Source organism: Vogesella oryzae (assembly GCF_902829295.1).
GTDB lineage: Bacteria > Pseudomonadota > Gammaproteobacteria > Burkholderiales > Chromobacteriaceae > Vogesella > Vogesella oryzae.
Genome location: NZ_CADEPL010000005.1, coordinates 119,283 through 146,200 on the forward strand (window position 1 = coordinate 119,283; position 26,918 = coordinate 146,200).

22 protein-coding genes and 2 pseudogenes are annotated in these 26,918 nt (G+C 61.2%); 12 read left to right on the top strand and 12 right to left on the bottom strand.

Features of this window, described 5'->3' with window-relative positions:
* Positions 1-67 precede the first annotated feature (67 nt).
* Complete coding sequence (gene mutS, locus HU218_RS02380; protein WP_174873346.1) at positions 68-2,611, top strand: DNA mismatch repair protein MutS; 2,544 nt, start codon at positions 68-70, stop codon at positions 2,609-2,611.
* Between the two features lie 73 nt (positions 2,612-2,684).
* The gene (locus tag HU218_RS02385) at positions 2,685-3,104 is read left to right on the top strand and encodes a hypothetical protein (RefSeq protein WP_174873347.1); all 420 of its coding nucleotides are present in this window, start codon (positions 2,685-2,687) and stop codon (positions 3,102-3,104) included.
* Between the two features lie 71 nt (positions 3,105-3,175).
* Here HU218_RS02385 and aceK read toward each other — a convergent pair whose 3' ends face one another.
* Together aceK and HU218_RS02395 are read right to left on the bottom strand one after the other, a co-directional pair.
* Positions 3,176-4,954, bottom strand: a complete 1,779-nt coding sequence (gene aceK / locus HU218_RS02390) for a bifunctional isocitrate dehydrogenase kinase/phosphatase (protein ID WP_174873348.1) — start codon at positions 4,952-4,954, stop codon at positions 3,176-3,178.
* Between the two features lie 219 nt (positions 4,955-5,173).
* Positions 5,174-5,761 (bottom strand): annotated as a pseudogene (locus tag HU218_RS02395) (pseudouridine synthase); the annotation flags it as partial.
* A 457-nt stretch (positions 5,762-6,218) separates the two neighbouring features.
* Here HU218_RS02395 and HU218_RS02400 point away from each other — a divergent pair.
* Entirely contained in the window at positions 6,219-8,456 is a 2,238-nt protein-coding gene (locus tag HU218_RS02400) for an NADP-dependent isocitrate dehydrogenase (RefSeq protein WP_174873350.1), read from the top strand.
* 258 nt (positions 8,457-8,714) lie between these two features.
* A complete protein-coding gene (gene icd, locus HU218_RS02405; RefSeq protein WP_174873351.1) occupies positions 8,715-9,959 on the top strand; it encodes an NADP-dependent isocitrate dehydrogenase in 1,245 nt (414 codons plus the stop codon).
* Between the two features lie 80 nt (positions 9,960-10,039).
* Here icd and HU218_RS02410 read toward each other — a convergent pair whose 3' ends face one another.
* The gene (locus HU218_RS02410; RefSeq protein ID WP_174873352.1) at positions 10,040-10,927 is read right to left on the bottom strand and encodes a LysR family transcriptional regulator; all 888 of its coding nucleotides are present in this window, start codon (positions 10,925-10,927) and stop codon (positions 10,040-10,042) included.
* Between the two features lie 94 nt (positions 10,928-11,021).
* Here HU218_RS02410 and mdtH point away from each other — a divergent pair, with 94 nt between their 5' ends.
* Positions 11,022-12,236 (top strand): multidrug efflux MFS transporter MdtH, encoded by a 1,215-nt coding sequence (gene mdtH, locus HU218_RS02415; protein WP_174873353.1) that lies wholly within the window; start codon positions 11,022-11,024, stop codon positions 12,234-12,236.
* Positions 12,237-12,289: 53 nt separating this feature from the next.
* Here mdtH and HU218_RS02420 read toward each other — a convergent pair whose 3' ends face one another.
* Positions 12,290-12,493 carry a cold-shock protein gene (locus HU218_RS02420; protein ID WP_174873354.1) on the bottom strand — a complete coding sequence of 68 codons (204 nt, stop codon included), beginning with the start codon at positions 12,491-12,493 and terminating at the stop codon, positions 12,290-12,292.
* A 238-nt stretch (positions 12,494-12,731) separates the two neighbouring features.
* Between HU218_RS02420 and clpS the strand changes: the two genes are divergently transcribed.
* Together clpS and clpA are read left to right on the top strand one after the other, a co-directional pair.
* Positions 12,732-13,040, top strand: coding sequence for an ATP-dependent Clp protease adapter ClpS (gene clpS / locus HU218_RS02425; protein ID WP_174873355.1), 309 nt, complete (start codon positions 12,732-12,734; stop codon positions 13,038-13,040).
* Positions 13,040-15,322 carry an ATP-dependent Clp protease ATP-binding subunit ClpA gene (gene clpA, locus HU218_RS02430; protein ID WP_174873356.1) on the top strand — a complete coding sequence of 761 codons (2,283 nt, stop codon included), beginning with the start codon at positions 13,040-13,042 and terminating at the stop codon, positions 15,320-15,322. Before clpS ends, clpA begins: the two co-directional genes overlap by 1 nt.
* 102 nt (positions 15,323-15,424) lie before the next feature.
* Here clpA and xerD read toward each other — a convergent pair whose 3' ends face one another.
* The 6 genes from xerD to HU218_RS02460 form a co-directional block, all read right to left on the bottom strand.
* Positions 15,425-16,315, bottom strand: coding sequence for a site-specific tyrosine recombinase XerD (xerD, locus tag HU218_RS02435; RefSeq protein WP_174873357.1), 891 nt, complete (start codon positions 16,313-16,315; stop codon positions 15,425-15,427).
* 81 nt (positions 16,316-16,396) lie between these two features.
* A complete protein-coding gene (rplS, locus tag HU218_RS02440) occupies positions 16,397-16,756 on the bottom strand; it encodes a 50S ribosomal protein L19 (protein ID WP_174873358.1) in 360 nt (119 codons plus the stop codon).
* Position 16,757: 1 nt separating this feature from the next.
* Entirely contained in the window at positions 16,758-17,528 is a 771-nt protein-coding gene (gene trmD, locus HU218_RS02445) for a tRNA (guanosine(37)-N1)-methyltransferase TrmD (protein WP_174873359.1), read from the bottom strand.
* A complete protein-coding gene (gene rimM, locus HU218_RS02450; protein ID WP_174873360.1) occupies positions 17,528-18,037 on the bottom strand; it encodes a ribosome maturation factor RimM in 510 nt (169 codons plus the stop codon). The genes trmD and rimM overlap by 1 nt, the downstream gene beginning before the upstream one ends.
* A gap of 32 nt (positions 18,038-18,069) precedes the next feature.
* Entirely contained in the window at positions 18,070-18,318 is a 249-nt protein-coding gene (gene rpsP, locus HU218_RS02455; RefSeq protein ID WP_174873361.1) for a 30S ribosomal protein S16, read from the bottom strand.
* 77 nt (positions 18,319-18,395) lie between these two features.
* Positions 18,396-21,101 (bottom strand): bifunctional acetate--CoA ligase family protein/GNAT family N-acetyltransferase, encoded by a 2,706-nt coding sequence (locus HU218_RS02460; RefSeq protein ID WP_174873362.1) that lies wholly within the window; start codon positions 21,099-21,101, stop codon positions 18,396-18,398.
* Between the two features lie 249 nt (positions 21,102-21,350).
* Between HU218_RS02460 and nadA the strand changes: the two genes are divergently transcribed.
* The 5 genes from nadA (at position 21,351) to rpoS (ending at position 25,939) form a co-directional block, all read left to right on the top strand.
* On the top strand, positions 21,351-22,268 hold the full coding sequence (gene nadA / locus HU218_RS02465; protein WP_174873363.1) for a quinolinate synthase NadA: 918 nt from the start codon (positions 21,351-21,353) through the stop codon (positions 22,266-22,268).
* Between the two features lie 108 nt (positions 22,269-22,376).
* A complete protein-coding gene (surE, locus tag HU218_RS02470) occupies positions 22,377-23,117 on the top strand; it encodes a 5'/3'-nucleotidase SurE (RefSeq protein WP_174873364.1) in 741 nt (246 codons plus the stop codon).
* A complete protein-coding gene (locus tag HU218_RS02475; protein ID WP_246210700.1) occupies positions 23,102-23,776 on the top strand; it encodes a protein-L-isoaspartate(D-aspartate) O-methyltransferase in 675 nt (224 codons plus the stop codon). Before surE ends, HU218_RS02475 begins: the two co-directional genes overlap by 16 nt.
* On the top strand, positions 23,776-24,954 hold the full coding sequence (locus HU218_RS02480) for a peptidoglycan DD-metalloendopeptidase family protein (RefSeq protein ID WP_246210701.1): 1,179 nt from the start codon (positions 23,776-23,778) through the stop codon (positions 24,952-24,954). The genes HU218_RS02475 and HU218_RS02480 overlap by 1 nt, the downstream gene beginning before the upstream one ends.
* Before the next feature lie 43 nt (positions 24,955-24,997).
* The gene (gene rpoS / locus HU218_RS02485) at positions 24,998-25,939 is read left to right on the top strand and encodes an RNA polymerase sigma factor RpoS (RefSeq protein WP_174873365.1); all 942 of its coding nucleotides are present in this window, start codon (positions 24,998-25,000) and stop codon (positions 25,937-25,939) included.
* Between the two features lie 49 nt (positions 25,940-25,988).
* Here the strand turns inward: rpoS and HU218_RS17110 are convergent, their stop codons facing one another.
* Both HU218_RS17110 and HU218_RS17115 read right to left on the bottom strand, forming a co-directional pair.
* Positions 25,989-26,483 carry a DUF4129 domain-containing protein gene (locus HU218_RS17110; protein ID WP_343033019.1) on the bottom strand — a complete coding sequence of 165 codons (495 nt, stop codon included), beginning with the start codon at positions 26,481-26,483 and terminating at the stop codon, positions 25,989-25,991.
* 81 nt (positions 26,484-26,564) lie between these two features.
* A pseudogene (locus tag HU218_RS17115) lies at positions 26,565-26,786 on the bottom strand (transglutaminase-like domain-containing protein); the annotation flags it as partial.
* Between the last annotated feature and the right edge of the window lie 132 nt (positions 26,787-26,918).

Consider the following 26,918-nt stretch of genomic DNA (forward strand, 5'->3'; position numbering starts at 1 on the left):
CGCGCCGCGCCCCGCCAGTCGGGGCGCCAGCATTTTTGCGGCCAACCTTTTGCCCAGGATTCACCCGATGAGCACGCCCCAGCACACCCCGATGATGCAGCAGTACCTCGCCCTGAAACGCGATCACGCCGACAAGCTGCTGTTCTACCGCATGGGCGATTTCTACGAGCTGTTCTACGAGGACGCCGAGAAAGCCTCGCGGCTGCTGGACATCACCCTCACCGCGCGCGGCGCCAGCGGCGGCCAGCCGATCAAGATGGCCGGCATCCCCTACCACGCAGCGGAAGGCTACCTGGCGCGGCTGGTGAAGATGGGCGAATCGGTGGCCATTGCCGAGCAGATCGGCGACCCGGCGCTGGCCAAGGGCCCGGTGGAGCGCAAGGTGGTGCGCATCGTTACCCCCGGCACGCTGACCGACGCCGCGCTGCTGGACGACAAGCGCGACAACCTGGTGCTGGCCATCAACATGCACAAGGGCGTGCTGGGCCTGGCCTGGCTGTCGCTGGCCAGCGGCGAGTTCAAGATCATGCAGACCGGCGTGGAGGAGCTGCACAGCGAGCTGGAGCGGCTGAAGCCGGCCGAGCTGGTGATTCCAGACGATACCGGCCTGGCGGCGTTCGACGCCATCACCATGCCTCGCAAGAAGCTGCCACCGTGGCAGTTCGATGTGGAATCGTCGCAGCTGGCACTCACCCGCCACTTCGGCACGCGCGACCTGGCTGGCTTCGGCGCCGACACCCTGCCGGTGGCGGTGGGCGCCGCCGGCGCGCTGCTGGAATATGTCAAATCGACGCAAGGCGTGAACCCGGCACACATCGCCCAGCTGGCGGTGGAAGACGCCGGCGAGCTGATCCGCATGGATGCCGCTACCCGCCGCAACCTGGAGCTTACCGAAACCATTCGCGGCGAGCCCTCCCCCACCCTGGCGTCGCTGCTGGACACCTGCGCCACCAGCATGGGCAGCCGCCTGCTGCGCCACTGGCTGCATCACCCGATTCGCCTGCACGACAAGCTGATTCGCCGCCAGCAGGCAGTGCGCGCCCTGTTGGCCGCACACGGCGAGGTGCATGCGCAGCTGCGCGAAGTGGCCGACATCGAGCGCATCACCGCCCGCGTGGCGCTGCGCTCGGCACGGCCGCGCGATCTGGCGGCGCTGCGCGACTCGCTCAAGGCGCTGAGCGGCGTGAAAACGTTGGCCGCAGCGCTGCCGGCGCCGCTGCTGGGCGAGTTGGCCGCGCTGCTGCCGGATAACTCGCCGGTGGAAACCATGCTGAGCGAGGCCATCCTGCCGGAGCCGTCCACCTTCCTGCGCGACGGCGGCGTGATCAACCACGGCTTCCACGCCGATCTGGACGAGCTGCGCGCCATCCAGACCGACTGCGGCGACTTCCTCTTGGCGCTGGAAGCGCGCGAGAAGGAGCGCAGCGGCATCAGCACGTTGAAGGTGGAATTCAACAAGGTGCACGGCTTCTACATCGAGGTCAGCAAGGCACAGTCAGACAACGTACCGGACGACTACCGCCGCCGCCAGACGCTGAAGAATGCCGAGCGCTACATCACCCCGGAGCTGAAAGCCTTCGAGGACAAGGCGCTGTCGGCGCAGGACAAATCGCTGGCGCTGGAAAAGCAGCTGTACGAGGCGCTGCTGGACCAGCTGGCGCCGTACATCAGCGAGCTGAAGCTGATCGCCCAGGCCGTGGCCGGGCTGGACGTGCTGGCCGCCTTTGCCGAGCGGGCCGAGACCCACAACTACGTGGAACCGGAATTCGTGGCCGACACCCGGCTGGAAATCATCGCCGGCCGCCACCCGGTGGTGGAGGCCGAGGTAGAGCGCTTCATCGCCAACGACACCGTGCTGGGTGCCGAGCGCAAGCTGCTGCTGATCACCGGCCCGAACATGGGCGGTAAATCCACCTATATGCGCCAGAACGCGCTGATCACCCTGCTGGCGCACATCGGCAGCTTTGTGCCGGCCGAACGCGCCACCATCGGCCAGATCGATCGCATCTTCACCCGCATCGGCGCCAGCGACGACCTGGCCGGCGGCCGCTCCACCTTCATGGTGGAAATGACCGAAACCGCTAACATCCTCAACAACGCCAGCGAAAAATCGCTGGTGCTGATGGACGAGGTTGGCCGCGGCACCTCCACCTTCGACGGCCTGGCGCTGGCCTGGGCCATCGCCCGCGCGCTGATCGAAAAGAACCGCGCCTACACGCTATTTGCCACCCATTACTTCGAACTGACCAGCCTCGCCAGCGAGTACAACAGCGTGGCCAACGTGCACCTGTCGGCGGTGGAGCACAAGGACCGCATCGTGTTCCTGCACCATGTGGAAGACGGCCCGGCCAGCCAGAGTTACGGCCTGGCGGTGGCGCAGCTGGCCGGCGTGCCGCCCAAGGTGATCCGCGAAGCGCGGCGCTATCTTACCGAGCTGGAAAACGAGTCCGCCGCCCGCGCGCAACCGGACCTGTTCAGCAGCCCGGTGGTGATCCAGCACGAGCCGGAACCGCACCCGGCAGTGGAAGCATTGGCCGAGCTGGATGTCGACAATCTTTCTCCCCGCCAGGCGCTGGAAAAACTGTACGAATTACAAAAAATGACAAAATAAAGGCAGGTTATTTTTTCGGGCTTTCCTACAATAAATTTATCGAGAGCCACCGAGAAAAGGAGACAAAAAGATTATGCATGCAGAAGGTAACGCCGTAGTTTCCGCGCTGGCGCGCCTGTTCGGTGCCGCCAACGGTGGCGAAGCCCTCCCGCTGTCGGGTATCCGTGAACGTGCCAGCAAGGAGTTATCGCAATTTGCCCGCATCGTGCGGGAAGAACTGGATACCCATGGTATCTCCATCCCGCCCGCTATCAGCCTGGTCAGCCACCCTGACTGTGTCCTGGCGGTAGAAGGCGACCACCCGCAACGTGCAGCCATCCAGACTTGGCTGTCTGACAACCACCGCATTACCAAGTATTTCAAGGAGGTGGAAGTTCTGTTCGAAGTGGTGCGCGCGGCAGAAAATGCCGGCGAGGTATTTCCGGAGCACAGTTGTTTTCATGTCGGCCTGACCAGCGCCGGCCCAGTGGCGTATTTTGACGACCACCGCTGACCGCCGGCCTGGCGTGAGCAGCTGCAGTACCCCAAACGGGAGGCGATGCCTCCCGCTTTCGTTTCCGCCGCTCAGTAGCCGCCGCCGGTGCGCGGGGCCGGGCGTGGATAGCGATGGCAGAAGCGCATTTCCACCGGATAGGGATAGAAGTCCTCGATAAACCCGTCACGGATGCGCTGTTGTTTGTGCTGCCAGAAACCGGCATCCAGCAACTCGCGGTGGTAGTGCAGGAATACCCGCCGCACCAGCGGGTCGCCCAGCAGGAAAGTGCCGAACTCCTCCGGAAACACATCGCCACGCGCCACCGGGTACCACGCCTCGCCCGACATCTCCATTTCCGGCGTTGGCGCCGGCGGAATGCGGCGGAAGTTGCAGTCGGTCATGTACTCGATTTCGTCATAATCGTAAAAAATTACCCGACCATAACGCGTCACGCCAAAATTCTTGAACAGCATATCGCCGGGAAAGATGTTGGCCGCAGCCAGATCGCGGATCGCGTCACCGTATTCGCGCACCACCCGCTCCTTCTCCGCCTCGTCGCTGTTCATCAGATACAGGTTCAGCGGCTTCATGCGCCGTTCGATGTACAGGTGCCGGATCACCAGCGTATCGGCACTTTCCTCGATGCTGCTGCCAGCCAGTTGCCGCAATTCGTCCAGCAGTTCGCCGGTAAAGCGCGCCTTGGGAAACGCCACGTTGGAAAACTCCAGCGTATCGGCCATGCGGCCAACCCGGTCGTGGCGCTTTACCAGCTGGTACTTGGCCTTCACCGTGGCTCGATCCACTTCCTTGGGGCCGCCGAACACATCCTTGATCAGCTTGAATACGTAGGGGTAGGACGGCAGGGTGAACACCAGCATCACCAGGCCGCGGATACCCGGCGCGATCATGAACTGGTCGTTGGAGTGCTGCAGGTGCTGCATGAAATCGCGGTAGAAGGTGTTCTTGCCCTGCTTCTGCAGCCCCAGCATGGTGTACAGCTCGGCCTTGGTCTTGGTGGGCAGCATCGAGCGCAGGAACTGCACGTAACCGGACGGCACTTCCATATCGGCCATGAAGTAGGCGCGACTGAAGGAGAACAGCACACCGATGCGCCACGGCTCCAGCAGCACGGTATCCAGATACAGCCGGCCATCGCCATCGTGCAGCACCGGCAATGCGAACGGGTAGACCTGCCCGCCATTCAGCACCTTGCCGAAGATGTAGGCGCTCTTGTTGCGGTAGAAGGCGCTGGAGAGCACCTGGACCTGCAGGTTGGCCTCGGCCTGCGGCCAACGTTGGCCGCAAAACTCATCCACCGCGCGGATCACCCGCGCCCGGTCGCGCGACAGCTTGGCAAACGGCCGCCGCCAGCCGAAATCGGTGACGATCTGGCGCAAGGTGCGACGCAAACCGCCCGGTGCCGGATAGTAGCTGCGATAGCACGGCGGATCGGATTCGATGTACTCGGTAGACAACGCCGGGCGGATGAAGATGAAGTCGTTGTTGAAGTAGTCACGGTGCAGGATGCGGGTGAACACCGAGTTGAAGAAGGTTTCGGCCAGCTCCGGCTGCTTGTGGTTGGTCAGCAGGCCGATGAAGTACAGCTTGGCCTGCTGCCAGATCTCGTCATCCAGCAAGTCGGCATGGTACTGCTGCTGCAGCCGCTGCACCGTCTCCTGCACCCGCTCGTCGTAGAACTGGATACGGTCGCGCACCAGCGCCTGTACCCCTTGCCAGTCGGCATCCTCGAACAGCTGCTTGGCCTGCCGGCTAGTGTGGCGAAACAGCCGGTAATGGCGGTCGAAGCCCTCCACCAATGCTTGGGCAATTTCGCGCGCCACCGGGTTGTAGTATTCGGGGATCTGCATCGCGTCACCTCGCTTGCGCCCGCGTCGGCAACGCAGGCCGGACTATCCACTATGGATCGGGATGAGCCCGCTGTCTGCCGCCGCAAGCGGCACCCCGGCCATCACGCCGTCAATCAGTGGTCGTCACTTCTTCTTGGCAAAGCGGAAGCGCGGCGCCGGCGCTGGCGTCGGTGCAGCTTTCGGCACTGCCTGCGGTTTCGGGTCCTTCCGCGCCGGGGCCGGCCCGGCGGGCTTGGCATGGCGCGGGCGCGGCAGATCGGCCAGAGAAACCTCGATGCTGCGCTGCATGCCCGGCTGCAGGTCGTCCAGCCGCCACGGGCCGATAGCCACCCGCACCAGGCGCAAGGTGGGCAACCCCACTTTGGCAGTCATGCGCCGCACCTGGCGGTTCTTGCCTTCACTGATGATGATTTCCAGCCAGGTATCCGGCACCGTCTTGCGAAAGCGTACCGGCGGCTTGCGCTCCCACAGTGCCGGTGGTTCCGGCAACACCCGCACCTCGGCCGGCTGGGTAACGAAGTCACCGAGATCGACGCCGGCACGCAGCGCCGCCAGCTTGTCCTCGTCCGGCCGCCCTTCCACCTGCACCCAGTAGGTCTTCGGCTGCTTCCAGCGCGGATCGCTGATGCGATGCTGCAGTTCGCCATCGCCGGTCAGCAGCAGCAGGCCCTCGCTATCGGTATCCAGCCGGCCGGCCGGATAGACACCGGCTTGCGACACGCACGACTTCAGCGTCGGGTGCAGCGGGTGGTCGGAAAACTGGCAGATGACACCGTACGGCTTGTTGAGCAGGATGAGTTGAGGCATGGCGAGTCACGGCAATAAACGAATGTCGCGATGATAACAAACGACGGCAAGCCCCGGTCACCCCGCCGTTTACCTGGCGAGCAGGCGGGGAAAACGGCGAATTCAAACATTCGTTTAAGAACACAAAACCACCATAGCTGCTATAGCGCGACGGAATAGGAGGCTGCCGTCGTCGCCGCGCCGCAACACAATTCAGATTCGAACAAGCGTTCACTGCCAAAACGACATCAAAGTTCGAATGTGCGTCGAACAGAACGGCTGCGGCGAGGTATAATTCGCATCTGAAAAGCCGCCCGAGAGTCCGCGGGCATCTCCGTTCAGCGTACGCCACAAGCCGCCGGAACCCAGAGCCCGCCTTTCCTGAGTCTTTCCCCGCGTCGACACGGGTTGTCATCCCGCACAGCAAGCCCCCCGTGCCATCGTTATGTCGTCACAAGATAATCATGGAGATAGCGTAATGCCTTCGGAACAGCCGACCATCATCTACACCCTTACCGACGAAGCGCCCGCGCTGGCAACCAGCGCCTTCCTGCCGATCATCCGTACCTTTACCGCCCCTGCCGGCATCAATGTCGATACTGCCGACATTTCCGTAGCCGCCCGGGTACTGGCCGAGTTCCCCGATTATCTGACCGACGCACAGAAAGTGCCGGACACCCTGGCCGAGCTGGGTCGCCTGACGCAGGACCCGGACGCCAACATCATCAAGCTGCCGAACATCAGCGCCTCCGTTGGCCAGCTGCAGGCTTGCATCAAGGAACTGCAGTCCAAGGGCTATGCCGTACCGGACTATCCGGAAAACCCGGCCACCGAAGAAGAGAAAGCCATCAAGGCGCGTTACAGCAAGTGCCTGGGCTCCGCGGTGAACCCGGTACTGCGTGAAGGCAACTCCGACCGCCGCGCCCCCAAGGCGGTGAAAGAATACGCGCGCAAGCACCCGCACAGCATGGCCGAGTGGAGCCAGGCATCGCGCACCCACGTATCGCACATGCACCACGGTGACTTCTACCACGGCGAGAAGTCCATGACCCTGGATCGCGCCCGCGACGTGAAGATGGAGCTGGTGACCAAGAGCGGCCAGACCATCGTGCTGAAGCCGAAGGTATCGCTGCTGGAAGGCGAGATCATCGACTCCATGTTCATGAGCAAGAAGGCGCTGCTGGAGTTCTACGAGAAGGAAATCGAAGACGCACACAAAACCGGCGTGATGTTCTCGCTGCATGTGAAGGCCACCATGATGAAGGTGTCCCACCCCATCGTGTTCGGCCACTGCGTGAAGATTTTCTACAAGGAAGCCTTCGAGAAGCACGGCAAGCTGTTCGACGAGCTGGGCGTGAACGTGAACAACGGCATGTCCAACCTGTACGACAAGATCGCCACCCTGCCGCAATCCAAGCAGGACGAGATCAAACGTGATCTGCACGCCTGCCACGAGCATCGTCCGGAACTGGCTATGGTGGACTCCGCCAAGGGCATCACCAACTTCCATTCGCCGAACGACATCATCGTCGATGCCTCCATGCCGGCGATGATCCGCAACGGCGGCAAGATGTGGGGCGCCGATGGCCGCCTGAAGGACGTGAAGGCGGTAATGCCGGAATCGACCTTCGCCCGCATCTATCAGGAAATGATCAACTTCTGCAAATGGCATGGCGCCTTCGATCCGAAGACCATGGGCACCGTACCGAACGTTGGCCTGATGGCACAGAAAGCCGAAGAGTACGGCTCGCACGACAAGACCTTCGAGATCTCCGAAGACGGCGTGGCCAATATCGTTGACCTGGCCACCGGCGAAGTGCTGCTGAGCCAGAACGTGGAACAGGGCGACATCTGGCGCATGTGCCAGGTAAAAGATGCCCCGATCCGCGACTGGGTGAAGCTGGCCGTGACCCGCGCCCGCAACTCCGGCATGCCGGCAATCTTCTGGCTGGACCCGTACCGTCCGCACGAAAACGAACTGATCAAGAAGGTGAAGCGCTACCTGAAGGATCACGACACCACCGGCCTGCACATCGAGTGCATGTCGCAGGTACGCGCGATGCGCTACACCCTGGAGCGCGTGATCCGCGGTCTGGACACCATCTCGGTAACCGGCAACATCCTGCGTGACTACCTGACCGACCTGTTCCCGATCATGGAACTGGGCACCTCCGCCAAGATGCTGTCCATCGTGCCGCTGATGGCCGGTGGCGGCATGTACGAAACCGGTGCCGGCGGCTCCGCACCGAAGCACGTACAGCAGCTGGTAGAAGAAAACCACCTGCGCTGGGACTCGCTGGGCGAATTCCTGGCGCTGGCGGTATCGCTGGAAGACCTCGGCCTGAAAACCGGCAACGACAAGGCCAAGATCCTGGCCCAGACCCTGGATGCCGCTACCGGCAAACTGCTGGACAACAGCAAGGGCCCGTCGCCGAAGACCGGCGAGCTGGACAACCGTGGCAGCCAGTTCTATCTGGCCATGTACTGGGCACAGGAGTTGGCCGCACAGACTGCCGACGCCGAACTGGCCGCCCAGTTTGCGCCGCTGGCCAAGACGCTGGCTGACAACGAGCAGCAGATCGTGGCCGAGCTGAAGGCGGTACAGGGCAAGCCGGTGGACATCGGTGGTTACTACCTGGCCGACCGAGCCAAGTGCGAGGCGGTAATGCGTCCGAGCGCGACCTTCAACGCCGCGCTGGCCAACGTCAACGCCTAAATCGCCGTAACAGGAAAGCGGCCGCCACGGCGGCCCGGCCTTCCGCACCCGACAACGCCAGGGCATTGCCCTGGCGTTTTTTTGTGCCTGCCAGTCGCCGCCCGGCAGCATGCCCGGTAACGGCCACCGTTAACTCCGATACCGCTGCGGCCAACCTTGAACTAACAATAACAAGCAGGAGCCGCCTTTTTGCCGCGGCCATAGACCGGGCCGTCGCGCGGCTTGCCACGCCATCGCTCAACAACAAAGGAGTCATCGATGACTGCATCCCATATCAAGGTGCCGGCCGGCGGGCAGAAAATCGTGCCGGGGCAGCCGATACCGAACAACCCGATCATTCCGTTCATCGAAGGGGACGGCATCGGCATCGACATCACCCCGGTGATGATCAAGGTGGTTGATGCCGCCGTTGCCAAAGCCTATGCCGGCACGAAAAAAATCCACTGGATGGAGGTCTATGCCGGCGAGAAATCCACCCGCCTGTACGGCCCGGACGAGTGGCTGCCGAAAGAAACCTTCGATGCGTTGAAGGAATACTCGGTCTCCATCAAGGGGCCGATGACCACGCCGGTGGGCGGCGGCATCCGTTCGCTGAACGTGGCACTGCGCCAGGAGCTGGATCTGTACCAGTGCGTGCGGCCGGTACAGTACTTCCGCGGCGTGCCCTCGCCGCTGAAACAGCCGGAGCTGGTCAATATGGTGATCTTCCGCGAGAACATCGAGGACATCTATGCCGGCATCGAATGGGCCGCACAGTCCGACGGTGCCCAAAAGGTGATCAAGTTCCTGCAGGACGAGATGGGCGTGAAAAAGATGCGCTTTCCGGAAACTTCCGGCATCGGCATCAAGCCGGTGTCGATCGAGGGCAGCCAGCGCCTGGTACGCGCCGCCATCCGCTACGCCATCGACAACGACCGCCGCTCGGTGACCATCGTGCACAAGGGCAACATCATGAAGTTTACCGAGGGGCTGTTCCGTGATGTCGCCTACAAGCTGGCGCAGGAAGAATTCGGCGCCCAACCGATTGACGGCGGCCCGTGGTGCCAGTTCAAGAACCCGCACAGCGGCCGCGACATCGTCGTCAAGGATGTCATTGCCGACGCCTTCCTGCAGCAGATCCTGCTGCGCCCGGCCGAATACGATGTGGTCGCCACGCTGAACCTGAACGGCGACTACATTTCCGATGCGCTGGCGGCGCAGGTCGGCGGCATCGGCATTGCCCCCGGTGCCAACATCTCCGACCAGTACGCCTGCTTCGAAGCCACCCACGGCACCGCGCCGAAGTACGCCGGCCTCGACAAGGTGAATCCGGGTTCGCTGATCCTGTCCGCCGAGATGATGCTGCGCCACCTCGGCTGGAAGGAGGCCGCCGACCTGGTGATCCACTCGATGGAAGCCGCGATTGCCGACAAGCAGGTCACCTACGACTTTGCCCGCCTGATGGACGGCGCCACCGAGATCAGCTGCTCCGCCTTCGGCGATGCGATGATCGCGCGGATGTAAGCCATGCCGTGACGAAGCACAAGGCCCGCAGTGCGGGCCTTGTGCTTTACAGCCTTGCGGCCAACGTTGGCCGCACGCCGCTATGCCCAGTCCGGCGCCATTGCCCGCACCGTGTCCAGTACCTGCTGTTTGGGCGCATCCGCGCGCTTGCCGGCGCGCCATGCCATCATCACTTCCCACTGCCACAACGGCAGGTCGCTGATCTGCAGCTTCACCAACCGTCCCTCGCGCAAATCCCGTTTTACCGTCACCTCCGGTGTGAAGGTCAGAAAGCCATGTTCCATCGCCAGCTCGCGCGCCGCCACTGCCGGCTGTACCGCGTGCAGCGGCCAACTGACCGTGCGATGCGGCCGCAACAAGGCCAGCAACTCGTCGCAGCCATCGCCCCAGAACTGTGGCGCCAACCGCTGGTTGGCCACCTCGGCCAGCGTCAAGCTGCCGGCGCGGGCCAGCGGATGGCTCTTATGCACCACCGGCACAATCGGCGAACGCCAGATACGCTCCATCTGGATACCGGCCATCGGCGGGCACTTCAGCACGAACCCCACCTCGGCGGTACCGGTGAGCAGCCACTCCATGATCGTCGGAGAATGATCGGTACTGCAGCGGATTTCGAACGGTGCCTCGGCCAGCGCCAGCAATACCGGCCCGAACACCACCGAGGCCAGCGACGGCAGGCAGGCCAGCGTCAGCCGCGGCAGCGCCGGTGCGCCCTGCACCGCCTTGCGGCCAACTTCCAGCGTCTCCAGCGCGCTACGCGCCGCCGGCAGAAAGGCCTGGCAGGCCGCCGTCGCCACGGCTCCGCGACGGTGCCTTAGAAACAGCTGCGCGCCAATATCGGCCTCCAGCGCGGCAATGCGCTGGCTGACCTGCGGTTGCGACCAGCCACGCCTGGCCGCCGCCTGGCTGAAGCTGCCGCAGGCAACGATATCCAGCAGCAGCGCCAGGTCATCCATCGAAATAGCCATAATAAAATCCAATAGTAATTATTAGCTGTTAACGGCTTCTATGATAGCTAGCCCACCATGACAATAGGGCACCAATTCAGGGAATGGGGCGATCATGGCACGCATGGCACAGGCGCGACGACTGGGGCGCTATTTCATCTTTCTCGACACCGCGCTGGTGGTATTCGGCTTTTTCATCGTGTTTCCGCTGATCAGCCTGCATTTTGTCGACCAGATGAGCTGGGCCGCGGCGGCCGTCGGGCTGGCACTGGCCATTCGCCAGCTGTTGCAACAGGGGCTGGGGCTGCTGGGTGGCTCGCTGGCTGACCGCTATGGCGCCCGACCGCTGATCGTGGGCGGCATGCTGCTGCGCGCGGCCGGTTTCGCCGCCATGGCCGAAGCGGAAAGCGCGACGCTCTTGATATTTTCCTGTGTGCTGTCAGGGCTGGGCGGCACACTGTTCGATCCGCCGCGCTCGGCGCTGATCCTCAAGCTGACTCGCCCGTCCGAGCGCAGCCGCTTCTACGCGCTGCTGATGATGGTCGAGAGTGCCGCCGGCGTCGCCGGCGCCATGATTGGCTCCTGGCTGCTGCATTTCGACTTCTGGGGGGTGGGTATGGGAGGCGGCGCTATCTTCGTGTTGGCCGCGGCGGCCACCCTGTGGCTACTGCCGCGCTATCGCGTTCCCGCCCGCCGCAGCTCGCCGCTGGCTTCGATGCGCACGGTACTGGCCGATCGCCGTTACATGCAGCTGGTGCTGACCCTCAGCGGCTACTACGCGCTGGGCGTACAGATCATGCTGCTGGTGCCGGTCGTGCTGAAGCAACTGACCGGCAGCAACCAGGCGGTGGGCTGGATGTTTGCACTGGAAACCGTGCTGTCGCTAAGCCTGCTCTACCCCCTGGCGCGCATCGGCGAGCGGCACTTCACGCCAGCGGGGCGCATTCTGTGCGGTATTGGACTGATGTGTTTCAGCCTGCTGCTGATGAGCATGATTCGCCAGCCGGTGATGGCCTTCGCAGTCCTGGCGCTGTTCTATATCGGCTCGCTGATTACCGAACCGGCACGCGAGACGCTGCTCGCCAGCATGGCCAGCAGCGAGGCTCGCGCCAGCTACACCGGCACCAGCCGGCTGGGCCTGGCACTGGGCGGTGCCGCCGGCTACCTGGGCGGCGGCTGGCTGCTGGATATTTCACGTAGCATGGCGTTGCCGGCCTTGCCGTGGCTGGTACTGACCGTAGTCGGCATCGTCACCCTGCTGGCGCTACAGCGGCAGTTGCAGACGCCATCGATTGGCCGGCTGCACGCCAGCGGCGCATTGGGACAATAAAAAAACCCGCATCTGGCGATGCGGGTTTTTGCAGGCAAAACCGCGTAACGCGATTACACCTTCTGGATATTGGACGCTTGCTTGCCCTTCGGGCCTTGGGTCACTTCGAAGCTTACACGCTGACCTTCAGCCAGCGATTTGAAACCTTGCACATTGATTGCGGAGAAATGTGCAAACAGGTCTTCACCACCCTCATCCGGAGTGATGAAACCAAAACCTTTAGCGTCGTTGAACCACTTAACGATACCAGTTGCCATGTGTCACTAAACCTCAAGTAGACGGTAGCAGGTTGGTGAGGCCTGCAAATTATTGAGAGCTTGCGCGCAGCAGCAGGTACAGTAATACATACGGCTGACACGTCACAGCGGAACACCGACTGCAGTTCTACGCTCTGGCTGTGACAACGTCAAGACAATGCAATAGAAAGCGGCAGACCTTGAAAAAGCCCTTGCCCGAACCAAAATTGAATTGAGCGCGAATTCGCAGAAGGCTCCCATGTCTACGCAGTACAAGGATGATGTTTCAACAGAGGCTACAAAAGTCCGGGCGAATCCGCCGCCTCTGTATAAGGTCTTGTTACTAAACGATGATTTTACCCCGATGGATTTTGTGGTAGAGGTGTTGCAGCACTTCTTCCACATGGACGCGGAAAAAGCCACCCGCGTGATGTTGCAGGTCCACAATGAAGGCAGGGGTCTTTGTGGTGTTTACACCAAAGACATCGCCGCCACCAAGGTTGCACAAGTTTTGCAGCACGCACAGACGCACCAGCATCCGCTGCAGTGTGTCATGGAGGAAAACTGATGATTGCCCAGGAACTGGAAGTAAGCCTGCACATGGCGTTCATGGATGCACGGCGCAAGCGGCATGAATTCATCAGCGTTGAGCACCTGCTCTTGGCGATGACCGACAACCCGTCTGCGGCCGAAGTCCTGCGTGCCTGCGGTGCCAATCTCGAGCAGCTGAAAAAACAGCTGTCCGACTTTATCGACGAACACACCCCCACCGTACCGGGTGATGCCGACGTGGAAACCCAACCCACGCTCGGTTTCCAGCGCGTGATCCAGCGCGCCATCCTGCACGTGCAGTCTTCCGGCAAGAAGGAAGTCACCGGGGCCAACATCCTGGTCGCCATTTTCGGCGAAAAGGATTCGCATGCCGTGTACTACCTGCACCAGCAGGGTATCTCGCGCCTGGATGTGGTGAACTTCATTTCCCACGGCATTACCAAGCAAAGCTCCAAGCCTTCCTCCAGCTCGAGCAGCCAGGATCACCACGACAGCGGCGAGAACGAGAACGAGGATGGCAGCGGCTCGCCGGGTGGCGCACTGGAAAACTATACCCAGAACCTGAACCAGCAGGCCCGTGACGGCAAGATCGATCCGCTGATCGGTCGCGAGCACGAAGTCGAGCGCGTGATCCAGATTCTGTGCCGCCGTCGCAAGAACAACCCGCTGCTGGTCGGCGAGGCCGGCGTGGGCAAGACCGCCATTGCCGAAGGGCTGGCGCGTCGTATCGTGGCTGGCGAAGTACCGGAGGTACTGACCCGCGCCACCGTGTATTCGCTGGACATGGGCGCGCTGCTGGCCGGCACCAAGTATCGCGGCGACTTCGAACAGCGCCTGAAACAGGTGATCAAGCAGCTGTCCGAAGACAGCCACGCCATCCTGTTCATTGACGAGATTCACACCCTGATCGGCGCTGGCGCCGCATCCGGCGGCACGCTGGATGCGTCCAACCTGCTGAAGCCGGCGCTGTCCAATGGCAGCCTGCGCTGCATTGGCGCCACGACGTATGGCGAATATCGCGGCATCTTCGAGAAGGACAGCGCACTCTCCCGTCGCTTCCAGAAGATCGATGTGCCGGAGCCATCGGTAGAACAGACTATCGAGATCCTGAAGGGGCTGAAGAGCCGCTTCGAGGCACATCACGGGGTGAAATACACGTTGGCCGCGCTGTCTACCGCAGCCGAGCTGTCCGCCCGCTACATCAATGACCGTCATTTGCCGGACAAGGCCATTGACGTGATTGACGAAGCCGGCGCGGCACAGAAAATCCTGCCCAAGTCGCGTCAGAAGAAGGTGATCAACAAGGGCGAGATCGAGGACATCATTGCCAAGATCGCGCGCATTCCGGCCAAGACCATCTCCAGCGACGACCGCAATGTATTGAAGAACCTGGACCGCGATCTGAAAAGCGTAGTGTTCGGCCAAGACAAAGCCATCGAGGCGTTGGCCGCGGCCATCAAGATGTCGCGCTCCGGCCTCGGCAACCCGCAAAAGCCGATCGGCTCCTTCCTGTTCTCCGGTCCGACCGGGGTGGGCAAGACCGAAGTGGCCAAGCAGCTGGCCTACTTCCTCGGCGTGGAGCTGATCCGCTTCGACATGTCCGAGTACATGGAGCGTCACGCAGTATCGCGGCTGATCGGTGCGCCTCCGGGCTACGTCGGTTTCGAGCAGGGCGGCTTGCTCACCGAGCAGATCAACAAGCATCCGTATGCGGTGCTGCTGCTGGACGAGATCGAGAAAGCGCATCCGGATATCTTCAATGTGCTGCTGCAGGTCATGGATCATGGCACGCTGACCGACAACAACGGCCGCAAGGCGGACTTCCGCAACGTGGTGATCATCATGACCACCAACGCCGGCGCCGAGTCGCTATCCAAGGCCTCGATCGGCTTTACCGGCAGCAAGCAGACCGGGGACGAGATGGCTGACATCAAGCGGCTGTTCAGTCCGGAGTTCCGCAACCGCCTGGACGCCATCATCCCGTTCCGCATGCTGGACGAAGCCATCATCCTGCAGGTGGTGGACAAGTTCCTGATGCAACTGGAGCACCAGCTATCAGACAAGAAAGTGGACATCCATTTCAGCGACGAGCTGCGCAAGCACTTGGCAAAGAATGGTTTCGATCCACTGATGGGTGCCCGCCCGATGGCACGCCTGATCCAGGACACCATCCGCAAGGCGCTGGCCGACGAGCTGCTGTTCGGCAAGCTGGCGCATGGCGGCGAAGTCACTGTCGATCTGGACGACGAAGGCAAGGTCGCGCTGAGTTTCGGCGAGGTAGCCGAAGCCATGGTCTGAACTGTCCATTCATAAAACAGCGCCCCGCTTAGCGGGGCGTTTTTTTGCGGCCAACGTTGGCCGCAACATGCTGAAACCAAGGGGAGTCGCGGCCAGCACCAGTTAACCACGCGGATGATGCATGGCATGCAGCGCCTTCAGCCGTTCGCGCGCCACGTGGGTATAAATCTGAGTGGTAGACAGGCTGGCATGGCCCAGCAACAGCTGCACCACACGCAAATCGGCACCATGATTTACCAGATGTGTCGCAAAGGCATGACGCAAGGTATGCGGCGACAGAGGCGGTATCCCCGCCTGACGGCCGTACTTGACGATCAGGTGCCAGGCCATCTGCCGCGTCATCGCCTGCTTGCGATTGCTGACAAACAGGTCATCGCCGCGCACTGCCCCCATGATCAGCGGCCGGCTTTCTGCCAGGTAGCGTCGCAACCAGCCTTCCGCCAGCTCGCCCAGCGGCACCAGCCGCTCCTTGTTGCCCTTGCCGATGATGCGCACATAGCCCTCATTCAGATGCAACTGCGGCAGCGTCAACCCGACCAGCTCGCTGACCCGCAGCCCGGTGGCATACAGGGTTTCGATCAGCGCACGGTCACGTAGCCCAAGTGTGGTGTCCACGTCCGGCGCCGCCAGTAAGGCCTCGACATGCCCCTCCGACAGCGAACCTGGTAGTCGCAAGCCCAACCTGGGAGCCTGCAGATGCACGGTTGGATCATCGGCCCGCAGCTTCTGCTGACACAAGTAATGGTAAAAACGGCGGGCAGCTGACAGGCGCCGGGCGCGGGTAGCGGGCTTGTCGGTCTCGATCAGCTGCAGCATCACCTGCTCCAGCGCCGGGGTATCGGCGGTGTCGAGGTTATGCCCATACGGCTGCAATGCCTGTTCCAGCCGTTGCAGATCACGGCGATAAGCCGCCAGGGTATTGGCAGACAGATTATCTGCCAGCCACAAGGTGTCGAGGAATGCGTCGAGATAGAGAGAAGCGGCTACCGTCATCTATGCGGCCAACGTTGGACATGAAAAAAGCGCCAGCAGTTGCTGGCGCTTTCAGGGTACGACAAGTCAAACCATAACGGCTTACTTGCGAACCAGTTTTTCCTTGATACGTGCCGACTTACCGGTACGACCACGCAGGTAGTACAGTTTGGCGCGACGTACGTCACCACGGCGCTTCACTTCAACGGAAGCTACCAGCGGGGAGAAAGTCTGGAAAGTACGCTCAACGCCTTCGCCGGAAGACAGCTTGCGCACGATGAAGGAGCTGTTCAGACCACGGCTACGCTTGGCGATTACCACACCTTCGTAAGCCTGCAGACGCTCGCGGTTACCTTCCTTCACTTTTACCTGAACGATAACGGTATCGCCCGGTGCAAATTCAGGGATGGTTTTACCCAGACGGGCGATTTCTTCCTGTTCCAGTTGCTGGATCAGATCCATGTTAATGCTCCTTGTTTTTGCCGGAATCTTGTTCCTGCTGGTACTCCGCCAGCAGCCGAGATTCCTGTTTGGTCAATGTGCGCGACGCCAGCAGATCGGGACGGCGCTCGAAAGTGCGCCCCAGAGACTGCTTCAGCCGCCACTTGGCGATCATGGCGTGATTGCCGGACATCAGGACATCCGGGACACGCACACCACGATATTCTTCCGGCCGAGTGTAATGCGGGCAATCCAGCAGATCGTTCACGAACGAATCTTCATAGGCGGACTGCGCATCGTTGAGCACGCCGGGCAGCAAACGCAGCACCGCGTCCATCAACACCATCGCAGGCAATTCGCCGCCGGATAGCACATAATCCCCAACCGAGATTTCTTCGTCGACTTCGCTGTCGATCAGGCGCTCGTCAATACCTTCATAGCGGCCGCACAGCAGGATCAGCCCTGGCTTTTGTGCCAGTTCCGCCGCCTTGGAGTGCGTCAGCCGGCCACCTTGCGGTGACAGATAAATAACGTGGCTTTGCTCGACACCTTGCGCCGACTGCCGGGCTTTCGCCGCGGCAATGGCTTTTTCCAGCGGCTCTACCATCATCACCATGCCAGGCCCACCGCCGTAAGGGCGATCATCTACGGTATGGTAATTGTCGGTAGTGAAGTCGCGCGGATTCCAGGCGCCGAACTGCCAGATCGACTGTTCCAGTGCCCGCCGGGTTACCCCGAAGCGGGTCAGCGAATCGAACATCTCAGGGAACAGCGTAATGGCATCAAGCTGCATTAATAATCCAGGCCCCAGTCCACGGTGATGCGTTTTGCGGCCAGATCAACATCGACAATGTAATCCGACACAAAAGGTATCAGCCGCTCATCCGTTTCACCACGGACAACCAGAACGTCGTTGGCACCGGTTTCCATCAAGTCGGCTACTTTGCCCAACACGATGTTCTCGCGGTTGACCACTTCGAGGCCAATCAAATCAATCCAGTAATACTCATCCGCCGGAGGCTTGGGCAACTGTTCACGCGGAACAGCTACCTGCATGCCACGCATGGCTTCCGCCACATCGCGGTCATCTACTTCCTCGAACTTCACCACCAGCGCCTTGGGCTGGACGGCACCGTCTTCGAAAGTAAAAGCCTTCCATTCGCCGTTTTTCTGCTTCAACCACCACTGCGGGTAGTCGAACAGACTGTCGGTATTTTCGGTGTCTGCCTGGACTTTCACCCAGCCACGAACACCAAAGGCGCCGCGGACGAACCCCATTACCACTAGATCTGCGTCACGCATGCGCCTTGCTTCCTTGCTGGCCTAAAGACAAATCAGGCAGCTTTGGACTGCTCTTTCAGCAGCTTGGCAACAGCGTCGGTCACTTGCGCGCCAACACCGATCCAGTGGTTCACGCGGTCCATGGCCAGGCGAACACGTTCCTGCTTGTCGTTGGCTACGGCGTTGTAGAAGCCCAGACGCTCGATGAAGCGGCCGTCACGACGGTTGCGGGAATCGGTAACAACTACGTTGTAGAACGGACGGTTCTTGGAACCGCCGCGGGCGAGGCGAATAACTACCATTGTCGATTATCCTCAAAAATTCGGATTCGTAGAAAAGCCCCCGATTCTATGGCATTTTTCCCTTACGCCGCAAGTGCTTATTGGGCCGGCGTCGCGGCGGGCTCCGGCAACAGGTTCTTGGTCACTATCGTCAACGCCCTGTCTTCCGGGTGCACCTGCACGCTAAAGCCCAGACGCGTCATCAGTTTGAGCATGCCTTTATTGCCGGCCAGCACCTCGCCCACCATGATTTTCAGCCCCTGTTCGCGCGCGGCATCGAACAGCGCATTCATCAGAATGGCGCCGATCCCTTTGCCCTGCCAGTGATCGGCCACTTCCAGCGCGAACTCGCAACTTTCGTTGTCCGGATCGGTGACATAGCGCGCCACTGCCAGCTGCTCTTCCACGCCTTCTGACTCATGGATCATCGCCAATGCCATCTCGCGGTCGTAATCCAGCTGGGTAAAGCGCACCAGCATCGATTGCGACAGCTGCTTGATGCTTGACATGTAGCGGTTGTAACGGCTTTCCTCCGACAGGTTGCGCACAAACTCCTGCTGCATATACGCATCTTCCGGCCGCACCGGGCGGATAATCACCGGCGTGCCATCCTTCAGCATCGAGCAATGCACCATGTGCATCGGGTACGGCATGATCGCCATGTGGCCATACGGTTTGCTGCGCGCCGGCAAAGGTTGGATGATGATGCGGGCATCCAGCGCCAACACCCCCTGCTCATCGGCCATCACCGGATTGATGTCCATTTCGCGCACTTCCGGCAATTCGCACACCAGCTCCGACACATGCAGCAACACGCTCTTGAGCGCCTCCATGTCCACTGCCGGCATGTTCTTGAATGGCCCCAGTATCTGACCGATACGGGTTTTGTCGATCATGCGCTCCACCAGATAGTGGTTGACCGGCGGCAGGCTCAGCGCCCGATCCTGCATCACCTCCACCGCGATGCCACCGGCACCGAAGGTAATCACCGGTCCAAATGACGCGTCGTGGGTCACCCCCACCATCAACTCCCGCGCATTGCGGCGCTTGCGCATCGACTGCACCGACACACCTTCCAGCCGCGCATCCGGCCGCGCCGCCTTGGCGCGCGCCAGAATCGCCGCATAGGCTTCGCGCAGACTTGGCTCGTTGGCGATATTCAATTCCACGCCACCAACATCGGACTTGTAGATGATGTCTGGAGAGTCGATCTTCAGCACCACCGGATAGCCGATGTCTGCGGCCAACCTTGCCGCTTCATCCGCGTCGCGTGCCAGCCGCGCCGGATTGACCGGAATATTGAACGCCGCCAGCACATCCTTGCTTTCCCGCTCAGACAAGACCGCCCGCCCCTGCTGCTTGGCCGCGGCGATCACGGCACGAGCTCTGGAGACGTCCGGCAGCACCTGCGCTCCTTCCAGTGGCGCCGGAGTCTGCAGCAGCATCTGCTGGTTATGGTGATAGGAAGACAGGTTACGGAACACCTCGATGGCGAATTCCGGCGCGCGGAAATGCGCACACTTGGCCTTGGAGAACAGCTCGCGGCTTTCCGACACCTTGGCATCACCCAGCCACGACAGGAACATCGGTTTGCTCGATTCCCGCTGCAACCCCACCATCAGCTGCGCGGTGGTCAGGTGATCGGTGCCGGCCTGCGGCGTAAAGATCACCAGCACACCGTCGACATTCGGATCGTCCAGACACACCTTGACCGCGGTACGGAAACGCACCGGACTGGCATCGCCGATGATGTCCACCGGGTTGCCGTGCGACCAATTGGCGGGCAAGGCATCATTCAGCAGCGCCATGGAAGCATCGGACAACTTGGCCAGTTCCACGCCATACATATAAGCGCTGTCCGCCGCCAGCACCCCGGGACCGATGCCGTTAGTCACAATCGCCAGCCGCTTGCCCTGCACCCGATAGTTGGCCGCCAGCACTTTGGCGGCAGTAAACAACTGGGCAATGGTGGACACCCTCAGCACACCGGCGCGCGACAGTGCGGCATCGAACACGTCACCGCTTTCCACCAGATTGGATGAGTGGGTCAGGCCGGTGACATCGTCCTCGTAGCGCCCCGACTTCACCACCACCACCGGCTTGGTGCGGGCCGCGGCCCGCAGGGCGCTCATGAAGCGCCGCGCATCGTGCACATGATGTACATGCAGCAGAATGCCCTGGGTAAAGTTATCAGCCACCAGGTAATCAAGTATCTCGCCGAATTCGACGTCCAGCGCCTCGCCCACCGATACCACACTAGAAAAACCGATGCCCTTGCTGTCGGCCCAATCCAGCATCGCGGTACACAGCGCCGATGACTGCGACACCAGCGCCAGGTTGCCGGCCTTGACCCGGCTGTTGTAGTTGCTGGCATTGAAGCCGGCTACCGGCCGCATCAGCCCCAGCACATTGGGGCCAAGTATGCGAATACCGTAGTGCTTGGCAATCGACTGTGCCTCGACCAGTGCGGCGCGTTCCTGCGCCTCCGAGTCGGCAAAATCCTTGGCCAGCAGGATGCCCTTCACCCCTTTTTTGCCACAGTCCTTGACGATACCCGGCAGGCTGCGCAAGGCGGTCGTCACCACCGCCATATCCACCGGCCCTTCGATCAGGCGTACCGACGGCTGGGCCGGGATACCGCCCACCACTTTGTGATTGAGGTTGACCGGATACAACTTGCCCTGGAAATTACCCGCCAGCAGGTTGGCAAACACGGCCTGCCCGACCGACCCCGGTGTATCGCTGGCACCGATCACGGCAACATTGCGGGGAGAGAACAGCGGCGTCAGATAATGCGGCTTCATGATGGTGATTTCCGATGCAAAACGAGTCAGTTGGCCGCACGAGCACAAGCAGCCAAACCCACGGCCGATAATGGCGATGACTATCGGCTGACCGCGTTGGACACGACTTGCCAACCGCATCAAGCGACGTTCGACAGTAGCGCCACCTGTCTATTATTGCTAATCTTTCCAGTTTGGCGGCGCCATAATGTTGCGCCGCATCAAACGATAACCCCGACTTACCGAGGCCGTCCCAGCCGGGAGCAGCACATGAGCAAACGCGTCGTTACCCTCGCCCACTACTACACTCAGCCTGAAATCCAGCAAATGGCCGACAAGGTCGGCGATAGCCTGGAACTATCCCTGTTCGCCCGCGAATCCAACGCCGACATCATCGTGTTTGCCGGTGTCCGCTTCATGGCGGAAACCGCCAAGATTCTCAATCCGCAGGCAGAAGTCATCCTGCCGGATGCCGGCTCCACCTGTTCGCTGGTCACCCAGACGGATGTCGCGGCACTGCAACAGTGGCGCGAGAGCTACCCCGACCATGTGCACGTGTCCTACATCAACTCGTCGGCGGCACACAAAGCCATTTCCGACTGGATCGTTACCAGCCGCAATGTGGACGACATCATCGCCCACCTTTACGAGCAGGGCAAACAGGTGATCTTCTCGCCAGATCGCAATATGGGCGCCTATCTGAACCATCAGTACGGCTACAACATGCCGCTGTGGTCTGCCGTGTGCGAAGTTCACGACAAGTTCAACGAAGCCGCCCTTGACGAAGCACTCAGCGCCAGCAGCAGCCCGGCCCACCTGATTGCGCACCCGGAAAGCCCGCTGCCGGTATTGAAGCGTGCCGAATACGTAGGCTCCACATCCGGCATGCTCAACTGGGTTAAAGCCTACACCGGCGCCGTGACAGATGTGATTTTTGTCGCCACCGAAGACGGCATTCTCTACAACATGCGCCTTGCCCGCCCGGACCTGGACATTCGCCAGGCCCCGATCTATGCCGGCTGCCAGTGCAACTCCTGTCCGTACATGAAGATGAATACCATCGAGGCAGTGAAGCGCGCCCAGCAGGGCATCGGCACCCGCATCGACTACCTCAGCGATGCGGAAATGGATGCCGCGCGCCTACCGATCGAGCGGATGCTGGAATTCAGCCAGCGCTACTATCGTTAAGCACCGCAAAGAACAGCCCGCCGCATGGCGGGCTGTTTCACTTGCGGCATAAGGTTCCCGCCACGCCCGGAGATAGATACAATCAGCCATTCTGAATGGAAGGGCGACATGAGAATTCTGATCAGCAATGATGATGGCTATTTTGCCCCCGGCCTGGCGGCGCTGGCTGCCAGCCTGAGCAAGTTGGCCGATGTAGTAGTCGTCGCTCCTGAACGCGATCGCAGTGGGGCCAGCAACTCGCTGACACTCGATCGCCCGTTATCCGTGAAAAAAGCCGCTAACGGTTTCTACTACGTTAACGGCACACCAACCGACTGCGTTCACGTCGCCGTCACCGGCTTTCTGGAACAGCGCCCGGACCTGGTCATCTCCGGCATCAACCACGGCCCCAATATGGGCGAGGACACGCTCTATTCCGGTACCGTGGCAGCCGCGACAGAAGGCTTTCTACTGGGCATTCCGGCAATTGCCGTGTCACTGGCTGGCAAGAACAATCACTTTGATGGCGCCGCCCGGGTTGCCAGCGACTTGGTGCAGCGCTTCATTGCCAAACCGTTTGCCAGTCCGATGCTGCTGAATGTCAACGTCCCGGACCTTCCCCCGGACCAGCTGGGAGCGTTTGAAGTGACCCGTCTGGGCCGCCGCCACATGGCCGAGCCGGTTATCCGCGCCCAGAACCCGCGCGGTGAAACCGTGTACTGGGTCGGGCCGGTCGGTCCGGAGCAGGATGCCGGAGACGGCACCGACTTCAACGCCATCCGCCGCAAACAAGTGTCAGTCACGCCGCTGATGATCGATCTGACAGCCCGCGACCAACTGGGTGCAATCAAGACATGGCTCAACCCCTAGTAGCTGCAGGCAATAACTACGGCATGGTATCGGAACGCACCCGCATGCGCATGGTGGAGCGCCTGCGCCAGCAAGGCATCGCCGATGAACGCGTGTTGGCCGCCATGTTTGAGGTCCCCCGCCACCTGTTCATCGACCAGGCGCTGGCGACTCGCGCCTACGACGATGTTTCCTTGCCTATCGGCCAAGGTCAGACGATCTCGCAACCGCTGACGGTCGCACGCATGACCGAAAAACTGCTGGAAGGCAAAGCCGCTGCCGGCAAGATTCTGGAGGTCGGCACCGGCTGCGGTTACCAGACAGCAGTGCTGCTGAAAACCGGAGCACAGGTATTTTCCATTGAACGTCTGGCCGGCATTCTGGACAAAGCCAGACAGAACCTGCGCAATGCCAAGCTGGTTCATGCCCGGCTGGTACACGGCGATGGACATCTCGGTCTGCCTGACATCGCGCCCTTTGACAGCATCATCATCACCGCTGCGGCACGCCAGGTTCCGACACCCTTACTGGAGCAGCTAGCCGATGGCGGCAGGCTGATCCTGCCAGTAGGAGATAGCCAGGAACAGCACCTGTGGTTGTATGAGAAAACCGCAGACGGCATGCGCAAGACCAAACTGGAAGCCGCAAAATTCGTGCCCCTGCTCCCGGGCAAGCAGTGATGCAAGGCAAAAACGCAACACCCCGTTCAATCAGCTTTGTCAGACAATTTACTTTGTATGGAATGCTGGCATATAAACTGACAACAATGCATAACAATTCGCTAACTAAAAAAATTACTCGTTTTAGTCCACTATTGGGCGCATTGTTGCTAAGTGCCTGCGCACAATTGCAACAAGATACGCCGGCCCAGATTGTTCGCGGCCAACCCTCTGTTCTGGGCAGCGCCAGCCAAAGCCAGCCAGCTGCGGCAGTAGCAGCCAGCAATGGCAGCAAGGCGACTACACAGGCAATGGCCATTGGCGGCAGCCTTCGCCCACGGGCAATAGCAGGCGGACAGGCAACCCATACAGTGCAGCCAGGCGAGACGGTATACCGCATTGCCGTAAACAATGGCCTGCGCTACCAGGACCTGGCCGAATGGAACAATCTGGAAGGCTTCAATATCAAGGTTGGCCAGGTCTTGCGCCTGACCCCACCTGGAACCGCCAGCGCCTCGGCACAGGCTGCCGCAGTAGAAGGTAAACCGATTGAAAGCAGGCCGGCTACCGGGCAAATGCCGGCCTCTGCCAAAGCGCCCTCTGGCGCAGCAGCAGACGGGGTAGAAATCAAGCGCTATCCGAAAGCCTTGAAATTGCCCTATTCGGAAGAGGCCAGCAAGAGTCTCCCGGCCCTGAGTGAAGGTAACGGCAAAACAGCCAGCCCTGCCCCGGTCAACATGCCGGCAACTGTGACGGCAACGCCGAAAACAGATGCCTCCGCGTCCGTGCCAGCAACAGACAACAATGCTGCCGGTGACAAGGTCAAGGCGACAGGTCCAGTCTGGGGCTGGCCAACCCAGGGTAGCGTGATCAGAGGTTTCTCTGATCAGAATAAAGGGTTGGATATCGGTGGCAAGGCGGGGCAACCCGTGGTTGCGGCTGCCGATGGCAAGGTGGTGTACAGCGGTAACGGTCTGCGTGGCTATGGCAAGCTCATCATCCTGCGCCACGACAAAACTTTCCTGTCCGCCTACGCCCACAATAGCCAGTTACTGGTAAAGGAAGGCCAGACGGTCAAAAAAGGGCAGAAGATCGCCGAAATGGGCAGTACCGATACGGATCAGGTCAAGCTTCACTTCGAGATCCGTCAACTCGGCAAGCCCGTAGACCCAAGCAAGTACCTGGAACAGCACTCCTGACGGCTAACCCCGTCTTGAGTCCTAACGCAAGCGGGGGAAGATCATGAGCGACGAACTGGATCTGCTGGAAGAAGTACTGGACGAAGAAGCCGAAACCGGCCTGCGTGCCGAAGCGGAAGAAGCCGAGGAAGCTGCCGCAGCCAAGGAATACGAGGAGATCGCGGATGTCACCCAGATCTATCTCAACGATATCGGCAGCAATGCCCTGCTGACGCCGGCCGAGGAGGTCGCCTTGGCCCGGCGCGTTGTGCAGGGTGACTTCACTGCCCGGCAAAAGATGATCGAGCACAACCTGCGGCTGGTTGTGAACATCGCCAAGCACTACATCAACCGCGGCCTGGCCCTGCTCGACCTGATCGAAGAGGGCAATATCGGCCTGATGCACGCGCTGGAAAAGTTCGATCCGGAGCGCGGCTTCCGCTTCTCAACTTATGCCACCTGGTGGATTCGCCAAAGCATCGAACGCGCGATCATGAACCAGTCGCGCACCATCCGCCTGCCGGTGCATGTCATCAAGGAACTCAATGTCTATCTACGCGCCTCGCGCCACCTGGAAAGCCAGATGGGGCGGGAGCCGTCGATCGAGGACATCGCCCACCTGACCGGCAAGACCGTCGAGGAAGTACGCAAGGTACTCAACCTGAACGAGCGCATGGCCTCGCTGGATGCGCCGCTGGACATCGACCCGATGCTGTCCATTGGCGAGTCGATCCCCGACGAACAGCACGAAGAACCGGATATCCAGCTGCACAATGCCCAGATCGAGCACTTTGTGCATGAATGGCTGGCCCAGCTCACCGACAAACAACGCATGGTGATCGAACGCCGCTACGGGCTGAACGGCCATGAAGTCTGCACGCTGGAAGAACTGGCCAGTGCGCTGAGCCTGACGCGCGAGCGGGTGCGGCAGATCCAGATCGAAGGGCTGGAGCATCTGCGCCGCATCCTGCGTCGCCGTGGCGTGACCAAGGACTTCCTGATCTGATCATCCGCCTGCTGCCCCACACCGCCGGCCCCTGCCGGCGGTTTTGTTTTCAGCGTGGGCGACGCGGACGAAAACGGCGCAATAACTGACGCCATTGCCGCGCGGCATCTACGGGGGGCTGCGGCGCATACTGCCAGCGCTGCCACAGCTGCAGCAGCGCCTCAAGCTGATGCCCCTCTTCTGCGGCCAACCCCTGTGCCTTGGCCTGCAACTGACTGGCCGTATCACTCTCCAGCGCCGGAATCCCTGCCCGCTGCAAACGGCGCAGCAAATGCTGCCATGCCTGCTGTTGAGGCGTCTGCGCTGGCTGCCGGCGCCACAACAGCCACCACACCAGCGGCAGCATCACCAGCAACATACCGCCGACCAGCAGCAACAGTACCGCCCGCACCGACACGCCATCCAGCCCCAGCTGCCGGAACAGGCTGAGCTGGCGTTCCGCGTCATAGCCCACGACCCAGCGCTGCCAGCCAAAGTTGGCCGCCTGCCACTGCTGCGTCGCCCAGCGTAGCCATAGCGGCGGGCGTCCGCCCAGCAACGGCATGGCCGGAGCGGCAGCCGGCAAGGTCTGCTCGATACCATCGGCACTACGCTGTGGCGCCACCAGCGCGGTAGGATCGACCCGCTGCCAGCGGCCAGCCAGCCAGACCTCGCTCCAGGCATGGGCATCCGAAGAGCGGATCAACCAGAATCCACCGTTCGGGTTGAACTCCCCGCCCTGAAACCCCACCACCACCCGCGCCGGCATCCCGGCAGCCCGCGCCAATACAGTAAACGCGGAGGCGAAATGCTCGCAGAAGCCCTGCCGGCTACCGAACAGGAAGCCATCCACCACATTACCCTGTAGCTGCGGCGGGTTAAGGGGGTAGCTAAGGCCCTTTTACACAACCGACGCCGCCGACGAGAAGCAGGGTGGGGAGATCGCGGGGGGCGCGGGTGTTTAAAAAAAAAAAACAAAGGAGAACGCGGGGTAGAGGTG